General features: G+C 62.1%; 22 protein-coding genes and 1 riboswitch. Of the genes, 8 read left to right on the top strand and 14 right to left on the bottom strand.

What is annotated here, in order from left to right:
• The first annotated feature begins 2 nt into the window (after positions 1 to 2).
• Both AS9A_RS06350 and AS9A_RS06345 read left to right on the top strand, forming a co-directional pair.
• Positions 3 to 695 carry an LppM family (lipo)protein gene (locus AS9A_RS06350; protein WP_013806111.1) on the top strand — a complete coding sequence of 231 codons (693 nt, stop codon included), beginning with the start codon at positions 3 to 5 and terminating at the stop codon, positions 693 to 695.
• Positions 696 to 723: 28 nt separating this feature from the next.
• A complete protein-coding gene (locus tag AS9A_RS06345) occupies positions 724 to 1,890 on the top strand; it encodes a glycosyltransferase (RefSeq protein WP_237707881.1) in 1,167 nt (388 codons plus the stop codon).
• A 4-nt stretch (positions 1,891 to 1,894) separates the two neighbouring features.
• On the opposite strand, the gene metF is transcribed toward AS9A_RS06345, so the two are convergent.
• The gene (metF, locus tag AS9A_RS06340) at positions 1,895 to 2,824 is read right to left on the bottom strand and encodes a methylenetetrahydrofolate reductase [NAD(P)H] (protein WP_049793673.1); all 930 of its coding nucleotides are present in this window, start codon (positions 2,822 to 2,824) and stop codon (positions 1,895 to 1,897) included.
• A 218-nt stretch (positions 2,825 to 3,042) separates the two neighbouring features.
• On the opposite strand from metF, the gene AS9A_RS06335 reads away from it, so the two are divergent.
• The 4 genes from AS9A_RS06335 (at position 3,043) to AS9A_RS06320 (ending at position 8,428) form a co-directional block, all read left to right on the top strand.
• On the top strand, positions 3,043 to 4,149 hold the full coding sequence (locus tag AS9A_RS06335; protein ID WP_192808167.1) for a polyprenyl synthetase family protein: 1,107 nt from the start codon (positions 3,043 to 3,045) through the stop codon (positions 4,147 to 4,149).
• Positions 4,150 to 4,211: 62 nt separating this feature from the next.
• Positions 4,212 to 5,825, top strand: a complete 1,614-nt coding sequence (crtI, locus tag AS9A_RS06330) for a phytoene desaturase family protein (RefSeq protein ID WP_049793672.1) — start codon at positions 4,212 to 4,214, stop codon at positions 5,823 to 5,825.
• A gap of 132 nt (positions 5,826 to 5,957) precedes the next feature.
• Positions 5,958 to 7,514: an alpha-(1->6)-mannopyranosyltransferase A gene (locus AS9A_RS06325; protein WP_013806106.1), complete on the top strand. Its 1,557-nt coding sequence runs from the start codon at positions 5,958 to 5,960 to the stop codon at positions 7,512 to 7,514.
• A complete protein-coding gene (locus AS9A_RS06320; RefSeq protein ID WP_013806105.1) occupies positions 7,511 to 8,428 on the top strand; it encodes a phytoene/squalene synthase family protein in 918 nt (305 codons plus the stop codon). Before AS9A_RS06325 ends, AS9A_RS06320 begins: the two co-directional genes overlap by 4 nt.
• Positions 8,429 to 8,440: 12 nt before the next feature.
• Here AS9A_RS06320 and AS9A_RS23155 read toward each other — a convergent pair whose 3' ends face one another.
• Positions 8,441 to 8,827, bottom strand: coding sequence for an Rv2175c family DNA-binding protein (locus tag AS9A_RS23155; protein WP_083826471.1), 387 nt, complete (start codon positions 8,825 to 8,827; stop codon positions 8,441 to 8,443).
• A gap of 177 nt (positions 8,828 to 9,004) precedes the next feature.
• On the opposite strand from AS9A_RS23155, the gene pknB reads away from it, so the two are divergent.
• Positions 9,005 to 11,041, top strand: coding sequence for a Stk1 family PASTA domain-containing Ser/Thr kinase (gene pknB / locus AS9A_RS06310; protein ID WP_041450912.1), 2,037 nt, complete (start codon positions 9,005 to 9,007; stop codon positions 11,039 to 11,041).
• 3 nt (positions 11,042 to 11,044) lie between these two features.
• Here the strand turns inward: pknB and AS9A_RS06305 are convergent, their stop codons facing one another.
• From AS9A_RS06305 to AS9A_RS06270, 8 genes are all read right to left on the bottom strand, one after another.
• Complete coding sequence (locus tag AS9A_RS06305; protein ID WP_013806101.1) at positions 11,045 to 12,430, bottom strand: class II 3-deoxy-7-phosphoheptulonate synthase; 1,386 nt, start codon at positions 12,428 to 12,430, stop codon at positions 11,045 to 11,047.
• 75 nt (positions 12,431 to 12,505) lie between these two features.
• Positions 12,506 to 12,994, bottom strand: a complete 489-nt coding sequence (locus AS9A_RS06300) for a polyadenylate-specific 3'-exoribonuclease AS (protein WP_013806100.1) — start codon at positions 12,992 to 12,994, stop codon at positions 12,506 to 12,508.
• Positions 12,995 to 13,045: 51 nt separating this feature from the next.
• Positions 13,046 to 13,813 carry a lysophospholipid acyltransferase family protein gene (locus AS9A_RS06295; RefSeq protein ID WP_013806099.1) on the bottom strand — a complete coding sequence of 256 codons (768 nt, stop codon included), beginning with the start codon at positions 13,811 to 13,813 and terminating at the stop codon, positions 13,046 to 13,048.
• Between the two features lie 51 nt (positions 13,814 to 13,864).
• Positions 13,865 to 14,845: an ROK family protein gene (locus AS9A_RS06290; RefSeq protein ID WP_041451600.1), complete on the bottom strand. Its 981-nt coding sequence runs from the start codon at positions 14,843 to 14,845 to the stop codon at positions 13,865 to 13,867.
• Positions 14,846 to 14,895: 50 nt separating this feature from the next.
• Positions 14,896 to 15,456 carry a hypothetical protein gene (locus AS9A_RS22605; RefSeq protein WP_013806097.1) on the bottom strand — a complete coding sequence of 187 codons (561 nt, stop codon included), beginning with the start codon at positions 15,454 to 15,456 and terminating at the stop codon, positions 14,896 to 14,898.
• Positions 15,450 to 16,709, bottom strand: a complete 1,260-nt coding sequence (locus AS9A_RS06280; RefSeq protein WP_013806096.1) for an ArsA family ATPase — start codon at positions 16,707 to 16,709, stop codon at positions 15,450 to 15,452. The genes AS9A_RS22605 and AS9A_RS06280 overlap by 7 nt, the downstream gene beginning before the upstream one ends.
• Positions 16,710 to 16,741: 32 nt before the next feature.
• Positions 16,742 to 17,182, bottom strand: a complete 441-nt coding sequence (locus AS9A_RS06275) for an SRPBCC family protein (protein ID WP_041450911.1) — start codon at positions 17,180 to 17,182, stop codon at positions 16,742 to 16,744.
• 10 nt (positions 17,183 to 17,192) lie between these two features.
• On the bottom strand, positions 17,193 to 17,606 hold the full coding sequence (locus AS9A_RS06270) for a hypothetical protein (RefSeq protein ID WP_013806094.1): 414 nt from the start codon (positions 17,604 to 17,606) through the stop codon (positions 17,193 to 17,195).
• A gap of 158 nt (positions 17,607 to 17,764) precedes the next feature.
• Here AS9A_RS06270 and AS9A_RS06265 point away from each other — a divergent pair, with 158 nt between their 5' ends.
• Positions 17,765 to 19,570 carry an AMP-dependent synthetase/ligase gene (locus AS9A_RS06265; protein ID WP_013806093.1) on the top strand — a complete coding sequence of 602 codons (1,806 nt, stop codon included), beginning with the start codon at positions 17,765 to 17,767 and terminating at the stop codon, positions 19,568 to 19,570.
• A 50-nt stretch (positions 19,571 to 19,620) separates the two neighbouring features.
• Here AS9A_RS06265 and AS9A_RS06260 read toward each other — a convergent pair whose 3' ends face one another.
• The 4 genes from AS9A_RS06260 to AS9A_RS06245 all read right to left on the bottom strand — a co-directional run bounded on the left by AS9A_RS06260 (position 19,621) and on the right by AS9A_RS06245 (position 24,072).
• Positions 19,621 to 20,751, bottom strand: coding sequence for a glycosyltransferase family 4 protein (locus tag AS9A_RS06260; RefSeq protein WP_013806092.1), 1,131 nt, complete (start codon positions 20,749 to 20,751; stop codon positions 19,621 to 19,623).
• A 61-nt stretch (positions 20,752 to 20,812) separates the two neighbouring features.
• Positions 20,813 to 22,147: a hypothetical protein gene (locus AS9A_RS06255; protein WP_013806091.1), complete on the bottom strand. Its 1,335-nt coding sequence runs from the start codon at positions 22,145 to 22,147 to the stop codon at positions 20,813 to 20,815.
• Between the two features lie 9 nt (positions 22,148 to 22,156).
• On the bottom strand, positions 22,157 to 23,212 hold the full coding sequence (locus AS9A_RS06250) for an NlpC/P60 family protein (RefSeq protein WP_013806090.1): 1,056 nt from the start codon (positions 23,210 to 23,212) through the stop codon (positions 22,157 to 22,159).
• 263 nt (positions 23,213 to 23,475) lie between these two features.
• The gene (locus AS9A_RS06245) at positions 23,476 to 24,072 is read right to left on the bottom strand and encodes a C40 family peptidase (protein ID WP_013806089.1); all 597 of its coding nucleotides are present in this window, start codon (positions 24,070 to 24,072) and stop codon (positions 23,476 to 23,478) included.
• A gap of 16 nt (positions 24,073 to 24,088) precedes the next feature.
• Positions 24,089 to 24,253, bottom strand: a riboswitch (cyclic di-AMP (ydaO/yuaA leader).
• Between the last annotated feature and the right edge of the window lie 549 nt (positions 24,254 to 24,802).

The raw sequence follows: 24,802 nt of genomic DNA, 5'->3' as shown, positions 1-24,802 counted from the left end.
GAGTGCCGTTGCGAAACAAGATGCGATCGCCCAGGTGGAGCCGGTTTGCGCCAGCAAGCCTGCTGCTCGCCGCTGTCCTGCTGCTGACGACTGGATGCCTGTATACGGATGCGAACATCCGATTGAGCGAGGATGATCGTCTATCCGGGCGGATAATCGTGGCGCAAGAGCCCACGGAAGAGAACGATCAAGGTCCGCAACTGCGTGTGCCCGATTCGCTCTATGGACGCGCGCGCGTCCAGCGCTGGTCTGATGAGGGCTACGTTGGCAGTGAGCTGATTTTCAGCGATTTGAGTTTCACTGACTTCCGGCAATTGGGGCAGTTCGCGTCTGACGCACCCGGCAGCTTCGATTTGCGATTTACGCGCTCCGGTAACGTAGTCACCATGACTGGGCGCGCTGACCTGCGCAATGTCCCTGACGGCTCCCCCGTCACGCTCGCTGTGAGCTTCCCATCAAACATCACAACAACCAATGGGGAGATGACTACTAACAGATCTGTCGTCTGGACTCCGGCTCCGGGAGATCTCACTTCCCTGCGCGCTGAAACGTCGTACACAGATCCGAATACGCGCAGCTTCGCGGGCTGGACCGGGCTGATGATCGCGCTAAGTGTTGCTGCAGCAGTCATCGTCGGGGCATTGGCCTGGTTCAGCCGGGACCGGTCCCCCAAGCCGAGCGACCTCGTACACTAATTTGCCGCCAACCAACTGGACGTATCGCGTGGCAGCCGCTGGAGCCGCACTCTCCGTGGCTGGAGCGGCTACCGCGCTCGTCAACATGCGCACGACCCCTCAACTAAGAGACTTCCGTCCGGCACGGAATGGGGGCGCGTTGCAGCGGTCCCGTCCGAAACACCATGCTGGTACGGTCGCCGTCTGCGTTCCGGCGCGAGACGAGGAGCGGACGCTCCCGCTGTTGATCGACGACCTTCGTGCTCAGCGTGGCGTGCCGGGGATGAGAGTGTTCATCGTCGACGACGGCTCTACCGACAAGACCTTCGATGCAGCCATCGCTGCGGCGGCAGATGACACGCGCTTCAGCATCCAGCGTTCTGAGCAGGAACCTCCACCAGGCTGGCTGGGTAAGCAGGCCGCATGCTCGGCGATGAGCACAGAAGCGCTGCACGCGGGCGCTCAGATCTTGATATTCATCGACGCCGATGTCCGGCTCGGACCTGAAGCGCTCGCCCGCGCTGCGACAGCGCTCCGCAGCACCGAGGCGGGGCTGGTCAGCGTGTGGCCTTCGCAAGGGGCGGTGTCGTGTGCTGAGAGGCTCGTTCAGCCGTTGCTGGCTTGGTCGTGGATGACGACGATGCCGATCGCGCTAAGCAATCGGAGCTTAAGACCATCTACCGCTGTCGCGTGCGGCCAGTTCCTCGCGTTCACAAGGGAGGCGTACCTCCGCGCGGGCGGGCACAGCAAGGTTGCTGCAAGCCTCACCGAAGATCTGAATATCGCACGGAATCTGCGGCGGTGCCAGTACCGGACCGTCCTGGTCAGCGGCAGGGCCCATGTGCGCTGCCGCATGTATTCGTCGCGGCGCGAACTCTCCGCAGGATACGGAAGGTGGCTCAGCACTGCATTCGGGAGTACCGGCGGATCAATCGTCGTTGCGGCGCTGGCAGTGCTCGCCTACCTGGTACCGCCTGCGGTCGCGCTTTTCGGCCACGGCTCTGCACGCCGTCTCGGATTCATCGGCTATTTAGCCGCCGTGACCAGCAGGCTCGCGAGTTCCCAAACAGAACACGGCCGCCGCCCGGGGGCTGCGCGCGTCGCAGAGTGTCTCCTGCACCCATTGTCAGCGCTGGCTTTCGTCGCGCTGCTGGCTGACTCGATCCGGCAATCGCACGGACGCAGCGCGCACTGGAAAGGGCGGCCACTGCGATAACCGACTATGCGGGTACTGGTGCCAGCCCCAGATTTGTGAGGACTTCTTGGGTGGCCCGCGAGAAGTTCAGCGTGCAGAAATGCAGGCACGGCGCGCCTTCAGCAATCAGCCGCTCACTCATCTTGGTTGCCAGCTCGATTCCTACTTTCCGTACCTCCGCGCGATCTTCCTCCGGCCCGGAGCCGGCAGCTCGTGCCAGCCTCTCTTCCAGGTACGGCGGGATCTGGGAGCCGGACAGCTCAACGATCTTGCGGACCTGCTTCAATGATGTGATGGGGAGCAGGCCCGGAATGATGGGTTTTTCACCCTGGACAGGGTCAGCGGCCACGACCCGGTCTCGGAGCCGTAAATAGTCCTCCACCTCGAAAAACATCTGGGTTATCGAGTAATCAGCGCCTGCACGCAGCTTGTTGAGCAGGTAGTAGGTATCGTGATCGAGGTCCTTCGCTCGATAGTGCCCCTCCGGGAACGACGCAACGCCCACATGGAAGTCGCCAAGTTCCCTGATGAGGCGGACGAGCTCTTCCGCGTATTCGACACCTTCGGGATGCATGACCCAGTCTCCGAGGGGGTCGCCCGGCGGATCACCGCGAAGTGCGAGGAGATTCACAATTCCCCGGTCTGCGTAAGATCCCACCAGGCCACGGAGTTCGCTGATGCTGTGGTCTACCGCCGTGAGGTGTGCCACCGGGAGCAACGTGGTCTCGGTGGCGATCTGACCCGCGATTCGAACGGTGCGGTCGCGTGTCGAGCCACCGGCGCCGTAGGTCAGGGAGACGAACGCTGGATGCAGTTGTTCGAACGTCCGAACCGCACGCCAGAGCCGCTGCTCTTCCTTTTCATTGCGCGGTGGGTAGAACTCAACAGAAAACGGGGTCGAGCGCGGGTCGGAGGTAATCCGCTCCACGATCGACGGGGTCCGGCCCGGTCTCATTCCACGCACACCTGTCTGCCTCACCTGACTCGTCACCTAAGCAAGCATACGGATTCGGTGCAAATGATCGCCCTTCGATCGACCGGTATGCTGCGAGCAACGGCCATTGTCGCCGACCGATACCTTGGTCGCGCGGCTTCCGGCAGACGGACTCCAGCACAAGTAAGGCGTGCCCGTAGGTTACGCGTCGACGACAGGAGCGAGCGCTGAGCGCGCCAATGATGCCCCCCCACCTGCCTTCTGGGCTCCCGCAAGCTCCTTACGATATTCGGGAAGATGTGGCAGGTGCGCTGCGGGACTTCTTCCGCAAGCGGAGAAGCCTGGTCGAACCCGTCGGCACCGAGTTTCGTAGCGCCGTCAACCACCTTGAAGACTTCGTGCTCCGCGGGGGTAAGCGCGTCCGGCCAACATTCGCCTGGGCGGGGTGGCTGGGCGCGGGCGGCCACGTCGATGCCCCAGGTACGCACAACGTGCTTGCCGCCTGCGCGTCCTTGGAGCTGATTCAGGCGTGCGCATTGATTCACGACGACATCATCGACAACTCCCGCACCCGGCGCGGCTTTCCCACCCTCCATGTGGAGTTCGCCCGGCAGCATCGGGACAAAGGATGGGGCGGAGACCCAGAAGCGTTCGGGGAGGCTGCCGGAATTCTCATTGGCGACCTCGCGCTCGCGTGGGCTGATGACATGTTCCATGGCTCGGAGATCGGAACCGATGCTCGTCAGCGCGCGCTGCCCGTCTGGGCCGCGATGAGGACAGAGGTCCTCGGCGGCCAGCTCCTCGATATCGTTGTTGAGGCTTCGGGGGATGGCAGCCACGGTTCCGCGCTGAAGATCAACCGTTTCAAGACGGCGGCATACACCGTCGAGCGTCCATTGCATCTCGGAGCGGCGATCGCTGGTGCAGACGATGCACTGATTTCTGCATTCCGGACCTTCGGTGCAGATATCGGGATTGCATTTCAGCTTCGCGACGATTTACTCGGCGTCTTTGGGGATCCCGCTACTACGGGTAAACCCTCTGGAGACGATTTGCGCGCGGGAAAGCGCACCGCTCTGCTCGCATATGCTCTCGAGTCTGCTGACGCTAGCCGGCCTGGCGCTGCCGCTACGCTACGCAGCGCCGTGGGAACTGACCTCAGCGAAGCGGACGTCGACTCACTTCGTTCATTGATAATCAGTCTCGGAGCAGTGGCGCGCGTCGAGAAGCAGATAGCGGACCTCACTGATCGAGCCCTGACGGCGCTCCACGCGAGTTCCGCGTCCTCGGGTACAAAGGATGCGCTCCACGCGATGGCTCTGGCGGTGACGCGCCGCACCTACTGATCGACTTGATTTGCGGTCCCATAGCGGGCCGGATCGCCGCGTGAATCTACTGGAGGAAGATAATGTCTGCCTATTCGCCGGCGGCGGGAGCCGCTGCGAGCAAGCCTGGAAACAGCCGCGCTACCGTGTCGGGCCGGTCCGACCACGTTGTCGTCGTCGGGGCGGGCCTGTCCGGGCTTGCGGCCGCTCTCCACTTGCGTGGTTCAGGACGCGAGGTAACCCTGCTTGAAAGATCGAGCCACCCAGGTGGACGAGTAGGTTTCTACGCTGGCTCCCACGACGGGGACGGGTTCCGGATCGACTCGGGTGCGACTGTTCTTACAATGCCCGACCTGATCGACGAGGCACTCGCGGCAGTAGGGGCCACACGGCGATCGACCACACCGCAACTGCACATCCGTCGGCTTGACCCCGCCTATCACGCACGGTTCGCTGATGGCACAGAGATCAATGTCCACAGTGATCCCGAGCAGATGGAAGAGGAAGTCCGGCGCACGTGTGGTGCAGATGAGGCCAGCAGGTACCGGGATCTCCGCGCGTGGCTGCAATCGGTCTTTGAAACTGAGTTCGACCGCTTCATCGCCTCGAACTTTGATTCGCCACTTGACCTCGTCAATAGCCCGGCAGCTTTGCGCGAAATCAGCCAACTCGTCGCGATTGGCGGTTTCGGGCGCCTCGGGCGCCAGGTATCGAAGCGACTGAAAGATTCCCGGCTACAGCGAATTTTCACCTTCCAGGCGCTCTACGCGGGGATGCCCCCAGCCAAAGCGCTTGGCGTCTACGGCGCCATTGCTCATATGGACACGTCACTCGGCGTGTACTTCCCTGAAGGCGGAATGCACTCAATCACCGCCGCAATGGCGGACGCGTTAGTCCACGCTGGCGGCACGATCCACTACGACGCTGACGTCACATCGCTAGAATCCAGCGGTCCCCGCATCACCGCCGCGCGCTGCGCCGATGGACAACGCTTCACTGCAGACGCATTCGTTCTTACTGCTGACTTGCCGATCGTTGACGGTCTCCTCCGTTCAACACCAGCCCGCCCGGCACGGCGGAGCACGCGATGGTCACCGTCTGCATTCATCATGCATGGAACCGTTCCGAAATCCACTGCCTCACTGTGGCCGGCGCAAGGGCACCACATCATCGACTTCGGCGGCGCGTGGGATCGCACATTCCGGGAGTTGACCGGGCGCAGCGGCCGCGGCCAGCTCATGACTGACCCTTCGCTCCTGATCACTCGACCGTCCCTCACTGATGCCGGCATGCTTCTCGGGGATCCAGATGAGCCGAGCGAATTGCTTTCCGTTCTCGCTCCCTGCCCCAACCTCGACTCGGCTCCGCTGGACTGGGAGCGCGTGACGCCGGCGTACCAGGAAGAACTGCTGATGGCACTGGAGGAGCGTGGGTACAAGGGTATCTCCGGTTCAGACGGCAGCGGCTTCACGATCAGCCATGTCGATTCGCCGGCGACGTGGCAGGCCCAGGGAATGGCAGCCGGCACGCCGTTCTCTGCAGCCCACAACTTCCCGCAGACCGGCCCCTTCCGTCGACGTAACCTCGTCAAGGGCGTGGAGAACGCAGTACTAGCAGGCTGCGGCACGACGCCCGGCGTCGGTGTTCCCACCTGCCTCATTTCGGGGAAGCTCGCCGCCTCACGCATCACCGGGTGACACGTATTGCTCATGCCGCTCAAGTCGGACACGGAGCTGGCCGATACAATAAGCCGTCTTTAGCTGCGTCTTGTGGGGACCGCTCTTCAGAAGATGCAGCATCCCAGGACTCAAGGGGGTGAATCGGCGCCGATGAACGCCACGCCACGGGTGTCGCTGCGCACTACCGCTGAAGAGCGGCGCCTCGGCAGCCTCCGCGTGTTCTTCGGGCGTCCGCAAGGCAGGGCGGCGCTGCTCGGCGTAATCGGTGCGCTGATTCTTGTTGCTGGCGGACTGGGCGCGGGAAGTACTCGACGCCATGACCCGCTCCTCGAAACAGCCAACTTGTCGTGGCTTCGGTACGGCCACGGACTCGTTCTCGCGAGCATCTTCGTATGGGTCGGTGTCCTCCTCATGATCTGGGCATGGGTGCGACTCGGACGCGCCACATTGCGCGGAAACGTGTCGCTAGCGGAACTTCGATTCACGGTCTTGCTGTGGACCGTCCCAATGTTGCTGTCTGTACCGCTGTTCAGTCGTGATGCGTATTCGTACCTCGCCCAGGGTGCGCTGCTGCGCGACGGTTTCGATCCTTACGTTGTTGGTCCTGTCGTGAATCCAGGGACCTTGCTCGACAACGTGAGTATCGTCTGGACAACCACACCCGCGCCTTACGGTCCCGGCTTCATGCTCATTGCGGAGACGGTGACAAAGATCTCGGGTGACAGTGTCGTGATCGGCACGATGCTCATGCGTCTCGCGATGCTCCCCGGCTTGATTCTCACGCTCTGGGCGGTGCCCCGACTCGCACGCTATCTTGGCGGAAATCCAGCAATCGCGATCTGGCTGGCAGTTCTCAACCCTCTGGTGCTCATTCACCTCATTGGAGGCGTCCACAACGAAGTCCTGATGGTCGGGCTCATGGCCGCAGGTGTTGTCCTCGCTCTGCAGCGTCACCATGTCGCGGGTATAGCCGTCATTACTGTCGGCGTCGCGGTCAAAGCCACTGCTGGGGTCGCACTCCCTTTCGTCGTGTGGATTTGGATGGTTCACTTACGTGAGAATGCCCGGCAGCGCGGGGTACCGCCAGCACATTCCTTCATTTTGTTCGCGCGGGCCGCAGGTATCGGCTTCGGCGTATTCGCGGTAGTCCTCGGTGCGCTGTCAGCAATTGCTGGACTGGGCATGGGCTGGCTGTCAGCGCTGCAAGGCTCAGCCCGAATAGTCAACTGGCTGTCCTTGCCCACGATTCTCGCTCACGTCGTGACATGGGTCACCAATTTCTCCCTCAGCCCAGTGCTCGACATCACTCGGATGCTGTGCGGCGCAGCGATGCTCATCATCCTCGTCTACGTCTGGTGGCGTTACCGGCATTCGCAGCGAGATGCGTTGATCGGGATCCTCTTCGCACTGCTCGCGATCGTCGCACTCTCGCCCGCGGCGTTGCCCTGGTACTACTCGTGGCCACTGGCGATTGCCGCAGGTTTCGCGCTCAGCCAGCGCACACTGGTGGTGCTCGTGGCACTTTCAGTGTGGCTCATGGTCATCTTTAGACCGGATGGCTCGCACGGAATGTACTCATGGGTGCACGTACTCCTGACGTTTGCGGTAGCGATCGTGGCGGCATTGTCACTGCGCCAGGAAGACCCTCTTCGTGTGCGCGATTGGCTACGGGAGAAGCCCAAGCAGGAAGCCGACCAGGCAGCGTGAGCAGCACGTCATCTCAGCATCTCGCACTGGCCTACCAGCACTGCCGAGACATTACTCGTGCCCATGGGCGAAGCTACTACCTAGCAACGAAAGCGCTTGATTCACGGAGCCAGAGTGCAATCTATGCGCTATATGCCTTCGCCCGGGTTGTTGACGACGTGGTCGACGAAGGCGAGCACACTCCGGCCCAACAAGCCGCGTATCTTGATGAGGTCGAGTCGACGATTAGGGCTGGCTTTGCGAGCATGCCCCTCGCCGAGCCCGTGCTAGCGGCGTTATGCGACACCGTCGACCGGTACGCGATATCACACGACTACTTCTGGGCGTTCCTTAAGTCAATGCGGATGGACATCCCTGGTACTAGTGTGTACCGAGCGCGGTACCGAACGATGGATGAACTGCATGACTACATGTACGGGTCGGCAGCAGTGATCGGCCTCGAATTGCTGCCGGTGTTCGGCTCACGCAGCGAGGATGCTCAGGTGGGCGCCGCCGCACTCGGAAATGCCTTCCAGCTGACCAATTTCCTGCGCGATGTGGCGGATGACTACCGGCGAGGCCGGATCTACCTCCCTTTCGATGAGACCATCCCGTTCGGTGCGACAGAAGACGTCATCGCAACGTGCGTGCAGAGCGGCAGGACAGACCCACGGATGCGCGCTGCGCTCGCACACCTCATTGCGGTGACTCGCAGCTACTACCGCGCCGCTGAAGCGTCCTTACCGTCTCTGCACCCCCCGGCGCGGCTCTGTGTCGAAACCGCACTCCAACTCTACGGCGGCATCCTCACCGAGATCGAACGCTCTAACTACCAGGTCTTCTCACAGCGGATCGTGGTCCCGAACCGGCGCCGAATTCGCGTTGCTGCACCGCGCATCGCCGGCGCACTGGCGTTGCGGATGCGTCGATCCTGACCGCGGGATCCGTCAGAAGCCAAGCGCCTGCGCCCGCCGCAGCACTTCCCTCGCGAGATGCCCGTGGAGCGCATCCACTGGACGACCCGGCAGGGTCGGGTCCTCCTGATACATCCAGCGCAACGACTCGTCATCAGTGAAGCCGCCGTCGCGCAGCACCGCTATGAGCCCGGGCAACTGTTTGAGGACTCGGAGTTCGCCCCTGTGGTGGGCATCCTCAGCGAGGAAGAGGCGAGGTATACCGATCACGCCTTCTCTCCTGACGGCGAGGAGCTGGCGATCGCGCAACATCTGATGCACTCGGGTAACTGGGACATGCAGACTCTCTGCGACATCTGGGAGCGGCAGAACTTCGTCAGACTCTGACAGGACATCGTCGCAGACCGGAAACGTACTCACACGCCTACAGTATCGTCCCTCCGCAGCCGGTCCTGCCCCGCTACCACCGTCCGGGTCGGCGCGCCTCTTCACGAATGCGGCACTCCAAGCGCCGTCCGGCTACCATCGGTGAGGCGCCGAAGCCGCTGAGCAGGGCGCTCAAACGACGATGTATCTGAATCCGCTGGAGGTGGACCACTGAGCAGTGATTCGCTGAAGCTCGTCGGTTCACTTTTAGACGGGCGCTACAGTATCGACGCGCCGATTGCCCGTGGCGGCATGTCCATGGTGTACCAGGGCATGGACCTGCGCCTTGATCGCCCTGTCGCAATCAAGGTGATGGATCCGCGCTTCTCTGACGATCCCCAGTTCCTCGATCGTTTCGAGCTCGAAGCACGCTCGATCGCCAAGCTCACACATCCGTCTCTCGTCTCGGTGTTCGACCAGGGAACAGATCAGCACCACGTGTTCCTCGTGATGGAGCTTGTCCAGGGGGGTACGCTCCGGGAACTCCTGCGTGAGCGAGGCCCAATGCCTCCTTACGCAGCCGCTGCGGTCGCCCGCCCCGTACTGCGAGCACTGTCTGTCGCGCATCGTGCCGGACTTGTCCACCGCGACATCAAGCCTGAGAACGTCCTGATATCCGACTCGGGCGCTGTCAAGATCGCTGACTTCGGCCTGGTTCGCGCCATAGCTGCATCTGGGACCACTTCGGGCAGCATGATCCTCGGCACAGCCGCTTACCTCTCGCCAGAACAGGTGAGCGTTGGCAGCGCCGATGCGCGGAGCGACGTCTACAGCATGGGAATCTTGCTGTACGAGATGCTGACAGGCAAGACGCCGTTTACTGGTGACAACTCCATCACGATCGCGTACCAGCGCACCAGCGCCGACGTCCCGCCTCCAAGCTCCGTGATCGCAGGGGTGCCGCGAGAATTCGACGAGCTCGTGAAGAAAGCAACAGCGCGCAACCCCGACGAGCGGTTCTCCGACGCAGGTGCAATGGCCAGCGCGCTGATGGCAGTGTGCGAAGAGCTGGCGCTGCCCGCATATCGGGTGCCCGCACCGCAACGCTCAGCACAGCACCGCACCCGGGAAAACCTGCACGGCGCTGTACCTCCGGAATCAGGCCCTCCTGCCCCGGAGCCGGACTCAACCAGGCAGATGACGACGGCCCCGCCACTAAGTGAGCCCAATGCCGACAAGTCTCACACCGCTGTGCTCCCGCCCCACGCCCCGGCACCTCCAGCCGTGCCAGCTTCGTCATCGCCGCCTGCGAACGCCACCCAGGCGCTCACTCACCAATATCCGCCCGCCGAACTACCGCCGACTCAGGAAGGGCCACCGCTCGATTCCGCTCGAGGACGCAGATCCCCCATCGTGGTCCTTCTGGTCGTTCTGCTCATTGCAGCGCTCGTCGGCGTCGCGGCGTGGTGGCTGGGTTCAGGTCGCTACGTCGATGTGCCCTCCGTCGCGGGGCTCGACCTGGTGGCCGCTGAGTCCGCGATCGCAGCTGCTGGGCTGACGCCAGCGCGAAACGGCATCTACCGGGACGCCGAGCCAGTCGACACGATTCTCGGCATGGATCCGGCTCCTGGCAGCCGGATCCCTCGCGGCAGCGAAGTCACTCTGGACGTCTCCCTCGGACAGCCTGCCGTTCCTGAGATCGATGGCGACGTCACCATCGACGAGATGGCCGATATTCTCGACGACCGAACGTTCAACATTGTCGTCGACGATGGTGTTTTCGATCGGGTGCGCCCCGAAGGAACAGTTGTGTCACTCTCGCCGAGTTCGGGAACCGTTCTTGCAGTGGGATCAACCGTCACTGTCACCCCCAGCCTGGGCGAACCAGTGATCGTCCCCGATGTCCGCGGCCTCAGCGCCTCTGAGGCCCGCGACATTCTCACCGATGCAGGTTTGACTATCAGTGGTGTTCGTGAGGACTTCGATGGCGGGATCGACGCTGGCCGTGTCGCAGACACTGAACCATCCATCGGATCTGAGGTGGCGTCCAATGGTTCCGTCACCCTCGTGGTGTCGAACGCCGTCCGGGTTCCCTCAGTCCTCGGTCGCAGTGTCAACGCCGCCCGAGACGAGCTTTCGCAGCTTGGTTTCGCTGTCGAGGTGCGGCAACTCGTCAACTCCGGCTCCTCGATCGTCGTGGGCCAAAGCCCCAGTGCCGGATCGAGGCAAAGCCCGGGCGGAGCGATCACTGTCACTGCGCTGCCCTGACTGTCAGCCCCTGAGCATTTCCGCGACGAGGAACGCTAGTTCCAGGGACTGCTGCGTATTCAGACGTGGGTCGCATGCCGTTTCGTAGCGCCCTGCGAGGTCGAGATCCGAGATGTCCTGAGCGCCGCCTAGGCACTCTGTGACGTTCTCGCCAACAAGCTCAATGTGAATTCCACCGGGGTGCGTTCCCAATGAATGATGCACCTCAAAGAAGCCTTGTACTTCGTCGACGATGCGGTCGAAATGCCTAGTTTTGTATCCTGTCGTCGCCTCATGCGTGTTTCCATGCATCGGGTCGCATTGCCAGATGACTTGGTGCCCGGTTGCCTGCACCTTCTCCACGATGGGCGGTAGGAGCTCACGCACCTTCCCATTCCCCATCCGGGATACGAGGGTCAGCCGTCCTGGTTTGTTGTGCGGGTCGAGCCGCTCTACGTACTCGACAGCCATCTCGGGTGTCGTCGACGGACCGATCTTCAATCCGATCGGGTTGGCAACGAGCTCAGCGAAAGCGACGTGCGCTCCATCGAGCTGACGAGTGCGGTCCCCGATCCAGAGGAAGTGCGCCGACAGGTCATAGAGACGCGGCTCTTCTCGGCGCGTGTCGAGCCGAAGCATCGCACGCTCGTAGTCGAGCACGAGTGCTTCATGGCTCGCATAGATCTCGACCGTGTGCAAGGCTGGATCGTTGACGCCGCAGGCCTCCATAAAGCGGAGCCCGCGATCGATCTCCCCAGCGAGCGCTTCGTATCGAGCACCAGCGGGCGATGTGCGCACGAATTCGCGATTCCACTCATGTACCTTGCGAAGATCCGCCATACCTGCGCCGGTGAGGGCTCGAACGAGGTTCATCGCCGCGCTTGCGTTCGCGTATGCACGAACCAGGCGGGACGGATCATGAACTCGCGTGGCCGGATCCGGCGCCAGCGAGTTCACCATGTCACCGCGGTACGAGGGCAGCCCCAGCGCGTCGACATCCGACGACCGCGGCTTCGCGTACTGACCCGCGATTCGTGCGACCTTGACTACCGGCATGCTCGCACCGTAGGTGAGCACAACTGCCATTTGGAGCAGCGTCCGGATGTTGGCTTTGATGTGCGGCTCAGTGTTGTCAGCAAACGTCTCAGCGCAGTCTCCGCCCTGGAGCAAGAACGCTTCTCCACGCGCGACAGCGGCGAGTTTCTCCTGGAGGATATCAACCTCAGGAGCGACGGTGATCGGCGGTACGGACTCGAGTACCGTCCGCATCATCGCCGCCTGACCTTCCGGCCAGGAAGGCTGTTGCATGGCAGGTCTCGCTAGAGCATCGTCCAGCCTCGTGCGCAGATCCTGCGGCAGCGGCGGAAGCTCTGGCAAGCTATCGATCGGAACATCGACGGTCCAGTTCACCCCTCTAGCGTAAGACGTCGCCACAAGGTTGCGCTCGTTGGGTGGGGTTCGATCCGCGCGAGCCGATCACCGCGGTCATGACCGCTGCCGATTTCGTTCGATGGCGAGGAAACGCGCCCGGTTGTGCCTCGCATCGGCAAGCGCATCGTGGGCATCGTCGGGCGCTTGCGGCAGCGCGGGCCGTCCACTGGATTCCCAGTGCTGCTTGATCTCCCGGGTAAACCTTGGCATCCCAGTCGGCAGCGCCGTCATCGGCCCCCAAAGTTGGCACAGAGCTACATGGTCGTAGGCGCCCACCCACGCCCACAACTCAATGTCTCGGCCGTCCTGTTCGAAGTACTCGGTTAGCCCGTCACGGATAGCACTGCGGCTGCGCCACACTTTTGACGCAGGCGACGGCAGCTTCGGAAGCACGTTGGCCCGCACCCACTTCCCCGCACGGCTGGGGTCAAACTCCGTCGAAACGGCATAGAACTCCCGTCCCGTCTCACTGACAAAAGCAATGGAGATCAAGTCGATCGTGCGTCCATCCTCGATGAACTCACAGTCGTAGAAGTACCGCACGGTGTCTGCGTGCCTGCCTGTCTAGTGTCTGAGGGAAATTAACGAGCTCGCCTAGCTTGCCGCAGCTGACGCACCGGGCTGTGTATCGGCCTTCGGCTCTGGAGGCGAGACAGGCGACACCTCCCCTGGCTTTGTTTTGTTCGCTGCTTTGTCTGCCTTGTAGGTCGCAGCGTAAATATCGACGTATTCCTGTCCAGACAAATTCATCAGTTCGTAGAGCACCTCATCGGTGATGGCGCGCTCAACGAACCGGGTCCCGCGCATGCCGTCAAACCGGGAGAAGTCCAGCGGTTTGCCGATGCGGATCCGCACTTTTGCTGGCTTCCACATTTTGGAACCCGGGGGGTTCACCTTCTCGGTCCCGATCATGGCGACAGGAATGATCGGAGTACCTGTCTCGAGGGCGAGACGAGCAATACCGGTTTTCCCCTTGAACAGGCGGCCGTCTGGGGACCGTGTGCCTTCCGGATAGAGTCCGAGCAGTTTTCCTTCAGAGAGAATGCGTCTGCCAGTGTGCAGTGCCGCCTCGGCAGCAGCACCACTCGCTCGATCGATCGGGACCTGACCTGAACCCGCATAGAAGAACTTCAGGAGTTTGCCCTTGATCCCCGGCGTGGTGAAGTACTCACTCTTAGCAAGGAACGTGATGCGACGGCGCACCATCAGGGGTAGGTACAGCGAATCAGCAACCGCGAGGTGATTGCTGGCCAGGATCGCTCCGCCCTTAGCTGGAATATGCTCCGCACCCTCGATCGTTGGCCGCCCTATTAGGTAAAGCAGCGGCCCGATAAGGATGTATTTGAATAACCAGTACCACATCGGCCCTCCTCGTGCGCCGGCCCCCACATCGCCGGGCGACTGCCTTGAACTCTACCCAGACGTGCTTTCGCTGCGCGCGGCGCGTGCCACGTCTGCGGCACCAATCATGGCCGCTTCCTCTCCCATCTGAGCCCGTCTGATTCTTGCGAGCGGTCTATGACCTGCTCCAGTGACCATCGCCGCATAATGCTCGCGTGCCTCGTCGAGATACATCGGCGCGGAACTGCCCACGCCACCGCCGATCACGATCAGATCCGGATCGTAAATGTCGCTGACCATCGCCAGCCCCACACCAAGCCAGCGCGCAAACTCCGCAACAGTCGCTTCCCCGAGCGGGTCGCCATCCTGCGCCGCAGCGGTGATGCGGCGCCCCGAGATCGACCCTGGATCCATTCGTACCTCACGCGCGAGCGGGGTCGACATCGACGGTTGCGACGCGAGCAACTCGATCGCGGTATCGATCAGACTGGTGCCACTGCAGTACCGCTCCCAGCACCCGCGCTTCCCACACGGACATGTCCGCCCATCCGGCACAACCTGTATGTGACCCAATTCAGGGGCGATGCCGTAGCTTCCCCGAAAGATCTCGCCGTCTATCAGCAGAGCGGCACCAATACCGGTGCCGATCGCAATGATGACAACATTTTCACTGCCCTTCGCTGCTCCGAAGCGGTACTCCGCCCACGCTGCGGAGTTCGCATCGTGTTCGAGCACAACGGGGACACCGAGCCGCCTGGTCAGGTCGCTGCCGACCGCGGCCTGCCGCCATGGCAAATGAGGCGCGAACCGGACGGTGGTGCGGTCGCGAGTCAGGAAGCCAGCGATCGCTAAGCCGACAGCGCTTATTTCGTGGCGCTGCATCAGTTCGCGGATCGTGCCTTCCAAAGCGCGCTCGAGCGAAGCAGCGGAACGCGGCGTCGGCGCATGCACCGTGTCGAGGATTTCTCCGTCCCAACTGACCACGCCCGCGCGAATATTCGTTCCACCGATGTCGACACCGATCGCATGTGTGCGCTGCTCGAGGTCGGACATGCCCAGCCCCTCACTGTCGTACCGCCGCAGGTAACCGTCCGTTGGCTTGGTCACGATCCGATCAGGACGGGTATGTGTTCGAACCTGCCCCGTCGCGGTGGACGCGGTGACCCCGATCTGTGTCCGGTAGATCGCTTCCGGCCCTCATCTGTTTCGCCATTATCCGGGCACGAACCCTTGTGGCGTGCACGATCGGATACGTTGGCGGAATCCGGTTCCGGCATACTGCTCGCGAACCCACGCGCATACTCGGCCATTTCCGCGAAGGTAGTCATGAGGAGATCCCCAGACTCGTCCTCATCCGCGCTGTCTAGCAGCGCCCGGACGAAGCTCAGCAGACTCGCACCGTGGCTAGCCACGTAACCAAGCAGTTCGTGATTCTCACCGCGCGAGAGCGCCATTAGCGCACACACTGGGCACCACGCACACCCCGAACGCAGATAGGGCCCAGCCTGCTGCGTCTGCGCGACCTGCGCGACCATCGGCTCGAGACGGTCGACAACTGACCGGGCCAACAGCTTTAGCTCGCGTGCTGCCTGCCGGACGCTATCGCCGTCACCGAGGTCATGCCGCTCTCCGTTGCTGCACGCGCCCTCGTCGACCATCACCATTGCGGCCACACTTCCGGGTTCGGCTGGAACCTGACACGCAATTCGCTCCCGGTGATCTCCGCGCCTGCGACAACGCACCGCCGTAGGACCGGCGCGAGAGGCACGCGCCGTTTTATCCCCGCTGCGCCCACAACCAGATCATCATCGATGCGGCCCAGCCGTATGCTCCGGGGATCGACCAGCGGGAGCGTCAACCGCATCAGATAAACAGAATTAAGCCCCGTTCCTGACTCATGTTCGACCTGGCAATCCGCCGCACGCCGACGCCGGGCATCGTCGGGTGAACCAGATGCCAGCGGGGTACGGACGAGCCCCAGGTTCTCAACGTTACGTGCCAAATCGCCGAGCGCCGCGACACCCACCGGCTCTGTCGCGGCGTAGCCAACTGTCAGCAACGGTATGTCCCCCAGCGCACTCGTGAGCTCATCGATCACCGCGACCTGCTCGGATACCCGGTCTCGATACCAGCGATGGATCGGATCGTCGTTCCGGGATGTCGGCGCGGTCACATTCCCGGATCGATCATAGGCAACAAGGACCCGATTGGCGATGACCCGGTCCAGAATCATGCCCAGCAACGACATCGCGGTCACCGTTCTCCGGGTCTCTTCGAAGACAATCCGTTCCGGCGTGACCACGAGTCGCACCAGGGTGCTGTCTCCAGTCAGCAAGTCACGGAGTTGCCGCGTGTGCTGAGTCAGCTGGTCCAGGATCCCGGCTGCTATCCCTGCGAGCGAATCTTCAGACATCGCCTGCAGCCTGCGATTCTGCGGCCATACCCGGTCGACGTACGCCATCACGGACTCCGGCAGGGCCACGAGCCGCAGCGTTTCAGCGGTGGGCGCGCAGTCAACGACGACCACATCCCAGTCTTCCCCTTCGGCATAGCGGGCCACCTCACCCAAGGCAAGAAGTTCCTCAACCCCCGGTACGCCAGTGAGTTCCTCTGGTTCTAAACCAAACCATTCGACGCCATGGCGGTGCTCCGACCCGAGCCCCGCGACAGAGGTGATGATGTCGCGCCATTTCCGCTCAACAAGATCAAGAGCGTTGATGTGCAGCGCATCAAGCCCTGGGGTCACAGTCCAGATCTCACCGTTACCTGTATCTCCTGCAGAACCAAACGCATCCGCGAGCGAATGGGCTTGATCCGTCGACACAATGAGGACCCGCTTGCCCTGCTCCGAGAGCGCGACAGCCGTCGCCGCAGCAAGCGTCGTCTTCCCCACGCCGCCTTTGCCCACGAAGAGCATCAAGCGAGCATCAGGCGCGCTTCCATCTACGTTCAGCGTTCAACCCGCTTCTTCAGCTCTTTGAGCGCCGTATCCGTGATGACCTTTTCCGCACGACGCTTCAGCAGCCCAATGACTGGAATTGCCAAGTCGACCATGAGCTCATAAGTGACTTTCGCTGACTGGCCGCCACGCTGAGGCTCGAGCACATATGAACCGCTCTGAGCTTTCTGAATACCTCCAGACACAAGCTCCCAGCTGACACGCAGCCCATCGCGTGACCACGTGTACGAGAGCTCGTAGGTGTCCTTAATGACACCAGCATCAAGGACGAAGCGAACGCGGGACGCTCTGCCATCCGGGTACGTTTCAAGCACGTCGACCTGCTTCGCCGCAGAAACCCACGAGGGATATTCGGGGAAATCAGCGATCACGGCCATGACGCTCTCCGCGGGGGCGTCGATCACGATCGACTGCGTGGTCCTCTCAGCCATGACGCAAACGCTACCCTGATGTCGCGGACGATACCGCCGGCTCGCCCGGTCGCCGTCCCTGCTCGGCCCTGAACTTGACCTCGAACGCCATCGCACGGCCCGTGACCCGCCAGGCGCGATTCGCCTGTGCAAGTTCGGGGAAGGTCAATGGAGTCTGCCGAGCCGGCTCTGCGTGCAGAAAGTAGTGGATCATCGTGCCGTCCAGCACGGGCTCGAGCCATACCTCCATCGTGCCGTCCAGCGAGTCTCCCACTCGCCAGCGAACCCCTTTGTCGCCACGGTTCTCCTGCACCGTAACCGAAAGGTCGGGCCACCAGCGCGACCAGTCGGCACGGTCCTGAAATTGCCGTGCAACGAGGTCTGGGCTCGCCGCAACGAACGTGTCGTCCGCGACATGAATACTGCTCACGCTAGAGAGCATCACACATACCTCCAGGGCGCGGCCACACACCCTGGCCGGAAGTCTGCACAGGACAACCCCCAGCCTCCTCATTGGTAACACTCCGACGCAGAACCGTGCAGTGTCCCATTTGGGATCGATTGACGTTAGAGTGTGAGTCGCAAAGCTAGAGGAATCCCCTGATGGAGGTACCAGTGCGCGAGTTCAGCGTCCCAGCAACCTATACAGTCCCCGAGGACGCGTCCTGCGCCGATGCCGTCGCGCGGAACGCTGCGGAAGACCCGGCATACCCCCTGTTTCGCCGTCTCGTGGGCGGCAGCTGGACCGATGTGACGGCGAAGGAGTTCGCAGACCAGGTAGCCAAGGTCGCGAAAGGGCTGATCGCCCTCGGTGTCAATCAGGGCGACCGAGTCGCGCTGCTCTCGGACACCCGCTACGAGTGGGTCCTCATGGACTACGCAATCTGGACCGCTGGCGGCGTGACCGTGCCGATCTACGCGACCTCATCCGCTGACCAGGTGGCCTGGATCCTTGAGGATTCCGACGCGGTGGGCATTGTCGTCGAGACCCCAGCGAACGCGGCGACCCATAAAGAGGTCACCGACGCGGCGGAGAACCTGAAGAAGGTCCTCGTCCTCGATGAAGGTGCGATCGATGAACTCGTAGCGTCCGGAGCTGACGTCGCTGACGATGAGGTCACGAACCGCGTGAAGGCGCTCAAGTCGTCCGATCCAGCCACCTTGATCTACACATCTGGCACCACCGGCCGCCCGAAGGGCGTCCAGCTGACGCACTACAACCTCCTTGCCGAGGTGAAGAGCATCCTGGCGTCTAGCTTGTCCGAGTACCTGAATACCAACAGCCGCACGCTCCTCTTCCTCCCCCTTGCTCACGTATTCGCGCGTGCCATCAGCGTGGCCTGTGTTGAAACTCGGATGACCGTCGGTCACACGTCGGACATCCCCAATATCGTTGAGCATCTCGGTGTCTTCAAGCCCACCGTTATCCTCGCCGTACCGCGTATCTTCGAGAAGGTCTTCAACGGCGCACGCCTCAAAGCACACGCAGCCGGCAAGGGTAAAATCTTCGACAAGGCCTCGGATGTGGCTATCGAGTGGAGCAAGTCGCTGGACACCGGCGGTGCTGGCCTTGGCCTCAAGGTGAAGCACGCACTGTTCAGCAAACTCGTCTACTCAAAGCTTCTCGCCGCGCTCGGCGGTGAGTGTGTTGCCGCTGTGTCCGGAGGCGCCCCGCTCGGTGCTCGCCTCGGCCACTTCTTCCGCGGAGCGGGGCTGAAGGTGTACGAGGGCTACGGTCTGACAGAAACCAGCGCAGCTATCACCGTCAACACCCCCGACCACCACCGCATCGGTAGTGTGGGCCGTCCGTTGCCCGGAAACAAGGCGCGAATCGCCGAGGACGGCGAAGTGTTGCTCTCGGGCCCTGTTGTCTTTGGCGGCTACTGGCGCAACGAGCAAGCGACGCAGGACTCGATCATCGATGGCTGGTTCAACACGGGCGACCTCGGATCACTCGACGATGATGGCTACCTCTCCATCACCGGTCGCAAGAAGGAAATCATCGTGACCGCGGGCGGTAAAAACGTCTCGCCGTCCGGTCTCGAAGATGTGCTCCGCTCAAGCGCGATCGTGAGCCAGGCGATGGTCGTCGGAGATCAGAAGCCATTCATCGGCGCTCTCCTCACCCTCGATCCTGAAGCTCTCCCCGGCTGGAAAGAGCGCAACGACAAGCCCGCAGACGCGACGGTCGACGATCTCAAGAACGATCCCGACCTTATCGCCGAAATTGACGAACTGGTTGTACAGGCCAACAAGACCGTTTCGGCTGCCGAGGCCATCAAGAAGTACCGCATCCTCTCGATCGACTTCACCGAAGCTACCGGGGAACTCACCCCGTCCATGAAGCTGAAGCGCAACGTCGTCGCACAGAAGTTCGCGGACGAGATCGAAGCGCTCTACAAGAAGTAACCTCAAGATAAGGCCGACGGGCACGAGCGACACTCGTCCGTCGGCCTTTTCTATTGAGTGAGGAAGGTGCGCAACCGGCTGGCCATCGTGGCCCACTGCCAGTTTTCGGTGACCCACTTCCGGCCTTGTGCGCCCATGGCGGTCGAGTTATCGAGGTCGCTGAGCAGATCCGCAATCCTATCGATGATGTCCGGGACTGACCGGCCATCCACGACGTAGCCGGTCTCGCCTTCTCGCACAGTCTCGGGAGCCCCACCTGATTGCCCTGCGATGACCGGCACTCCGGTGGCTGAGGCCTCGAGAAAGACGATTCCCAGCCCTTCGACATCGAGTCCGGCTCCACGGGTACGACACGGCATCGCGAAAACATCGGCGATCGTATGGTGCGCGGCAAGTTCACTCGAGGGGACAGACCCGGTAAACACAACGTCATCCTCGACACCGCATTCGCGCGCTAGCGTCCTCAAATTTTCGGCGTAGGGTCCGCCGCCAACGATGACCAGAGCGGCGCCATCCACGCGACTGCGAATCCCTGGCAATGCCCGTATGAGCATGTCCTGGCCCTTTCGCGGTACCAGGCGCGAGAGGCATACCACCACCGGGCGGTTGCCCAATCGGTAGCGTGCGCGCAGTTCACTGCGTGCACCGCTGTCGGGCTTGAACTTCTCAGTATCGACACCCGGGGGCACGTGCTCTAACGCCGAGTTGGGCCCGAACGCCGCCCCAAACCTTCCGCGGGTGTATTTGCTGACATACGTGACGACATCGGTCTGCTCCCCGATCACGCGAAGGGCTTGTCGAGCGGCGGGAATCATGGACCACCCAACCTCGTGTCCGTGGGTGCTAGCAATGATTGTCTCCGCACCCGCCGAACGCAGCAACGGCCCCATCAGAGCGAGCGGTGCGGCTGCACCGAACCAGATACCAGAGCACGCATGATGCCTCATGATCTCTTTAGCGCGCTGCACGACATTCGGAGTTGGCAGCATGAGCGTAGTGGGATGCCGCACCACCTCAAATGATTGTTGCGCATCGAACCGCGTATGGCTGTCACCCCGCCAGCGCGGGGCATACACGACGAGTTGCTCCGGCGGCAGCATTTCGGCGAGGGTGTGCACGTAGGACTGGATCCCTCCGGGCCGCGGAGGAAAATCGTTGGTCACCAGCAGGGTGCGACGCATAGCTCTACCGTATTGGTTCCCCGCGCAACGCGACTCGGCACACGCGGCATCGTTACGCTTGTCACGCGAATTCACGTTCGAGCCATGCACCCCACTCACGGACCGTTTCGGCGAGACCACGGCCAGTTGTTTCACGCATGCGGTCCTCGAGGACCGCAGGTCCAGCCCCCGGAGCAGCAAGAGCGTAATAGACCCGCGGTAACTCCGCTTCGCCAAATGTCTCAGCGAGGTAAACGGAGAACGTCCACGCAAGTTCGTACGCAAGCGCGGAGGTTTCCCCGCCTGCCTGGAAGTGATCATCACGCGGCAGCGTATCCGGTGGGCCAAATTGCCGGACCAAAGCGCGCACCATCGACGCCCCCTCGTGAAGGGTGACTCCTGCAGTCGCGCGGCCAGCGTACTCAGCTGTCCCTTCAAGCAGCCACAATGGACTCGACTGGCCAGTTTTCGGGCGCGTCACCACATGAGATAGCTCATGCCGCAGCACAACCGCCCGCGCCTCGTCAGGGAGAGTCCGCATGACGGGGGCGGAGAGTACGATCCGCTGACCCGTTGCCGCACCACTGCTGTCGCGTTCTGGGTCTGCGATGGCAACTGCCGCCGCTGAGGCATTGTCATGAGCGCCCCCTGTCAGCGCGGAGAACTCTTCTTCGGTTTGGCTGACGAAAACGACTACTCGCCCCTCCCACTCCGATCGCCAGAAGCGGTCCACGTCCTCAAGAGCCTCTTCGAGTTCCGCGACCGTGTCAGATACGACATCTTGGTCACCTGGATGGCCCAGCACCAGTGACTCAGCACCCTGCCACGTCACAGTCTCAGTTATCACCGGGCCGAAGTCCCACGGGCCCCGCCAAGTTCGCGCGTCGGTTGTGACGTCGCTGTCGCTTACCAGCAGCCACTCATCACCCACACGAGCGACGATGAGGCCCACGGGCAGACTCGTTGCAGCGTGATCAGCCGTCAGCTGATAGACAAGCTGCAGAGACGGCGCCCACACGTCTCTTGCGTCGATGCGGTCCGCGATCTCCGCGGGAACAAAGATCTCCGGTGCGGAGGTTAGTTCGTAACGCCACTCACGTAGCGGGACGTCGTCAAGATGCACAGCCTTTCGCCGCTCCGATTCCACAAAATCCGGGTCTGCGTCCGGATGGAACAGACGGGTCAGGGCCTCCGGGTCACCGGTGCGCTGAGCATCAGCCCACTCTGCCAGCAGTGCATTGAGACCTTCGGTCCGGATGGCCTCGTAGCTGTTACCCGGAGTTGCTGCCGGGGGCGCTGTCGACTCCGGCGGCGCTGATGTGCTGTCCTCAGGACCGATCGTCCCACACGAAACGAGCGGCAGGGTCACCGTGATGGCCACGGCAGTCGCGGCGCAGCGCCAGCGCGTGAACCACATATGGACAGGCTAGTAGCGCCGGATCGAGTGCACTGGTGCTGAATTGACCGCGTCGACTTTGACAGGAACACCGAATGTCGATGCGTGGACGATCTGTCCGTTACCGATATAGAGGCCCACGTGGGAAGCATCGCGGTAGTAGATGACAACATCACCCGGCTGAATATCGCGCGGCGACACAGGCATCCCACCCTGTGCTTGCATCTGGCTGGTTCGCGGAATTGAACGGCCCGATTGATTGTGAGCCCACATCACGAGCCCTGAACAGTCGAATTGGTCGGGTCCCGTCGCCCCCCACACGTACGGTGCGCCGAGCCGAGTCAGAGCGGCACGTGCGATATCAACTCCAGTGCCCGAACCGCGGAGCGAACCTGGGTCGAACCCAGGAGGTACGGTCACGCCGGCCCACTGCTGGCGCTCCTCCGCGCTCAGCGTTTCGTAGAGTTCCTTGATCTGCTCGATCTGCGCTTGCAGGGCGGACTGCCGACTGGCAAGCAGTTCGTGCTGGACCCGTGCGTCCCCAGTGAGTGCGCGGAACTGGGCAGCGGCTTCGCGTGCATCCTGCTCGGCACCCTCATATGTGGCCCGGGCTGATTCGAAGTCTTTAATTCGTTCGAGGGTGTCGCGCGAGATGATCTCGAACGCCGACATCTGTGTGATCAGGTCCTGCGGCGAGTCACTGGTGAGCAAGGCGAACAGCGAGTCGAACCGGATACCTTGGTAATTCGCGAACGCGAATTTGTCCACGATCTCCTGGAGCGCATCGATCTGCTGACGGGCGTCGTCCATCAGCCGGGCACTGTCCTGCTGGCGCCCCTCCGCATCCGCTAACTGCCCCTGCAGGTCCTCCAACCGGATCTGCGCAGTCAGAACCTCGTCGTTGGCGCGTGTTGCCTCGCGACTGAGCGAGGACAAGCGCTCTAGCGCTTCTGTCGCATCCGTGATCACGGGATCCGCGGAAAGGCGCGGCGCATGTACAAGACTTACGGCAACGATCAGCAGGGTCGCCACCATCGCGAGCCAGACACGGGTCGCTGCTCGGCCCTCATAAGCCGCCACACTCACCTCAACTCTTCACCCATCGGAATCTTGCTGACCCTGGGTGGCGGATGGCGCACCGTACTGACAGCACCGCCCATCAGACCGGAGGTTACCGGAGAGTCAGGCCAAAGATCTCGATCAGATTACGGAACTAGCAACCAACTGTCCACTTGAGACCGTTTTCCGCTAACACGCCGTAAAACACGATGTGGGGCGGGACCATTCGCATGGTTCCGCCCCACATCACTGTGCAGCGCCTAATGGTCGCTGCAACTAGTCGCTAGCTGTCATGCATAGCGGCGTGCGCTGTGGAACGGAAGCGATCCAAGCGCGTCGACCTTGACCGGCTGTGATGAGTTCAGCGCGTGGACGATCTGGCCGTTGCCGATGTAAATGCCGGCGTGTGAAGCGCCGCCGTAGAAGAGAACGACGTCACCGCGGCGCAGGTCGTTGTATCCCACAGGGATGCCGCCACCGGCTTGTGCCTGGCTCGTACGTGGCACGTTCAGGCCAGCCTGCTGGTGCGCCCAGTACACGAGGCCGGAGCAATCGAAAGCGTTAGGTCCTGCTGCACCCCAGACGTAAGGCGAACCCACCTTGGTCAGCGCGCCGTCGGCAACCCGGTCACCGTTGGAGAAAGGTGCGGCAACGTCACCAATGCTGCCAGTGTTCAGCTCAGGAATCTGGACCCCTGGAACCTGCGGCATCTGTGGCACGTCAAAAGTGGTCGGAATCGCAAGGTTGTCAGGAACGTCGAACGTGCCGATTCCCGGAATGGTCACCGGAGCTGCCATTGCGGGTGCAGCCGGGATAGCGATCGCAGCGGCCGCAATCCCAGCAGCGACGGCAGTGCGAACAGTCCGCTTAAGCGACTTCGTGGCCATATTGAGTAAGTCTCCTGTTTCTTCCATCGACCGCCGACCGAGTTAGCTGACGGGTTCGGGCCTGGAAGACGGCCCTACCCACATCCGGTGTCAAGTCCGGCGCGGGATTCACCCCAGTGGAAACGTGGTTCCCCGGTTCAGTGCTCGCTTCGTGCGGGCACTGATTAGGCGGCTGACCTTCGGCGCCATCCCGGTCGGGTCGGCAGGACTCCGCAAGGTCTCGAAAAGATTACGAAACAGGATCGGATCAGTCCATGCCCTCGTCTATTGGGCGATCCTTGTGGTAGAAGTCACACGCTGCTAACGTAACGGACTCACCGTCGCGGTACGACTACAAAAGTGCAGCTCAGGGTCCTTCGTTCAGGGGACACCGCACCCAAGCCCACCATTCGGGCGTGTCTGCAGGCTCAGCCAGGCCGCGGGAGCAGTTACATCGGGACACCCCCGGCGAAGACTCGGTTTGATCAGCACATCCGTCCAGGTAGACAAAATATTTGATGGTGGCGCCATTCTGCTGCGCACGCCTCACGAACCGCAATACACGGGGTGCAAGGATCACACAAAAAGAAAATTGTGACCCTTCTCTCACTTCTTGCCTGAGTGCTTGCTGAGTGCTTGCTGCGTCCGACATGCGAAGTTTCGTACCCGATGGCGCACTCGGACGATTCGGGCACGTGTCCCGCTCTGCTGTGCACTACGACGCGCATTCCAGTGCCTGTACCGGCGCGTT

The sequence above is a fragment of the Hoyosella subflava DQS3-9A1 genome (assembly GCF_000214175.1).
GTDB lineage: Bacteria > Actinomycetota > Actinomycetes > Mycobacteriales > Mycobacteriaceae > Hoyosella > Hoyosella subflava.
Note: the sequence above shows the minus strand (reverse complement) of the source record. Positions and strands in the feature narration are given on the sequence as shown.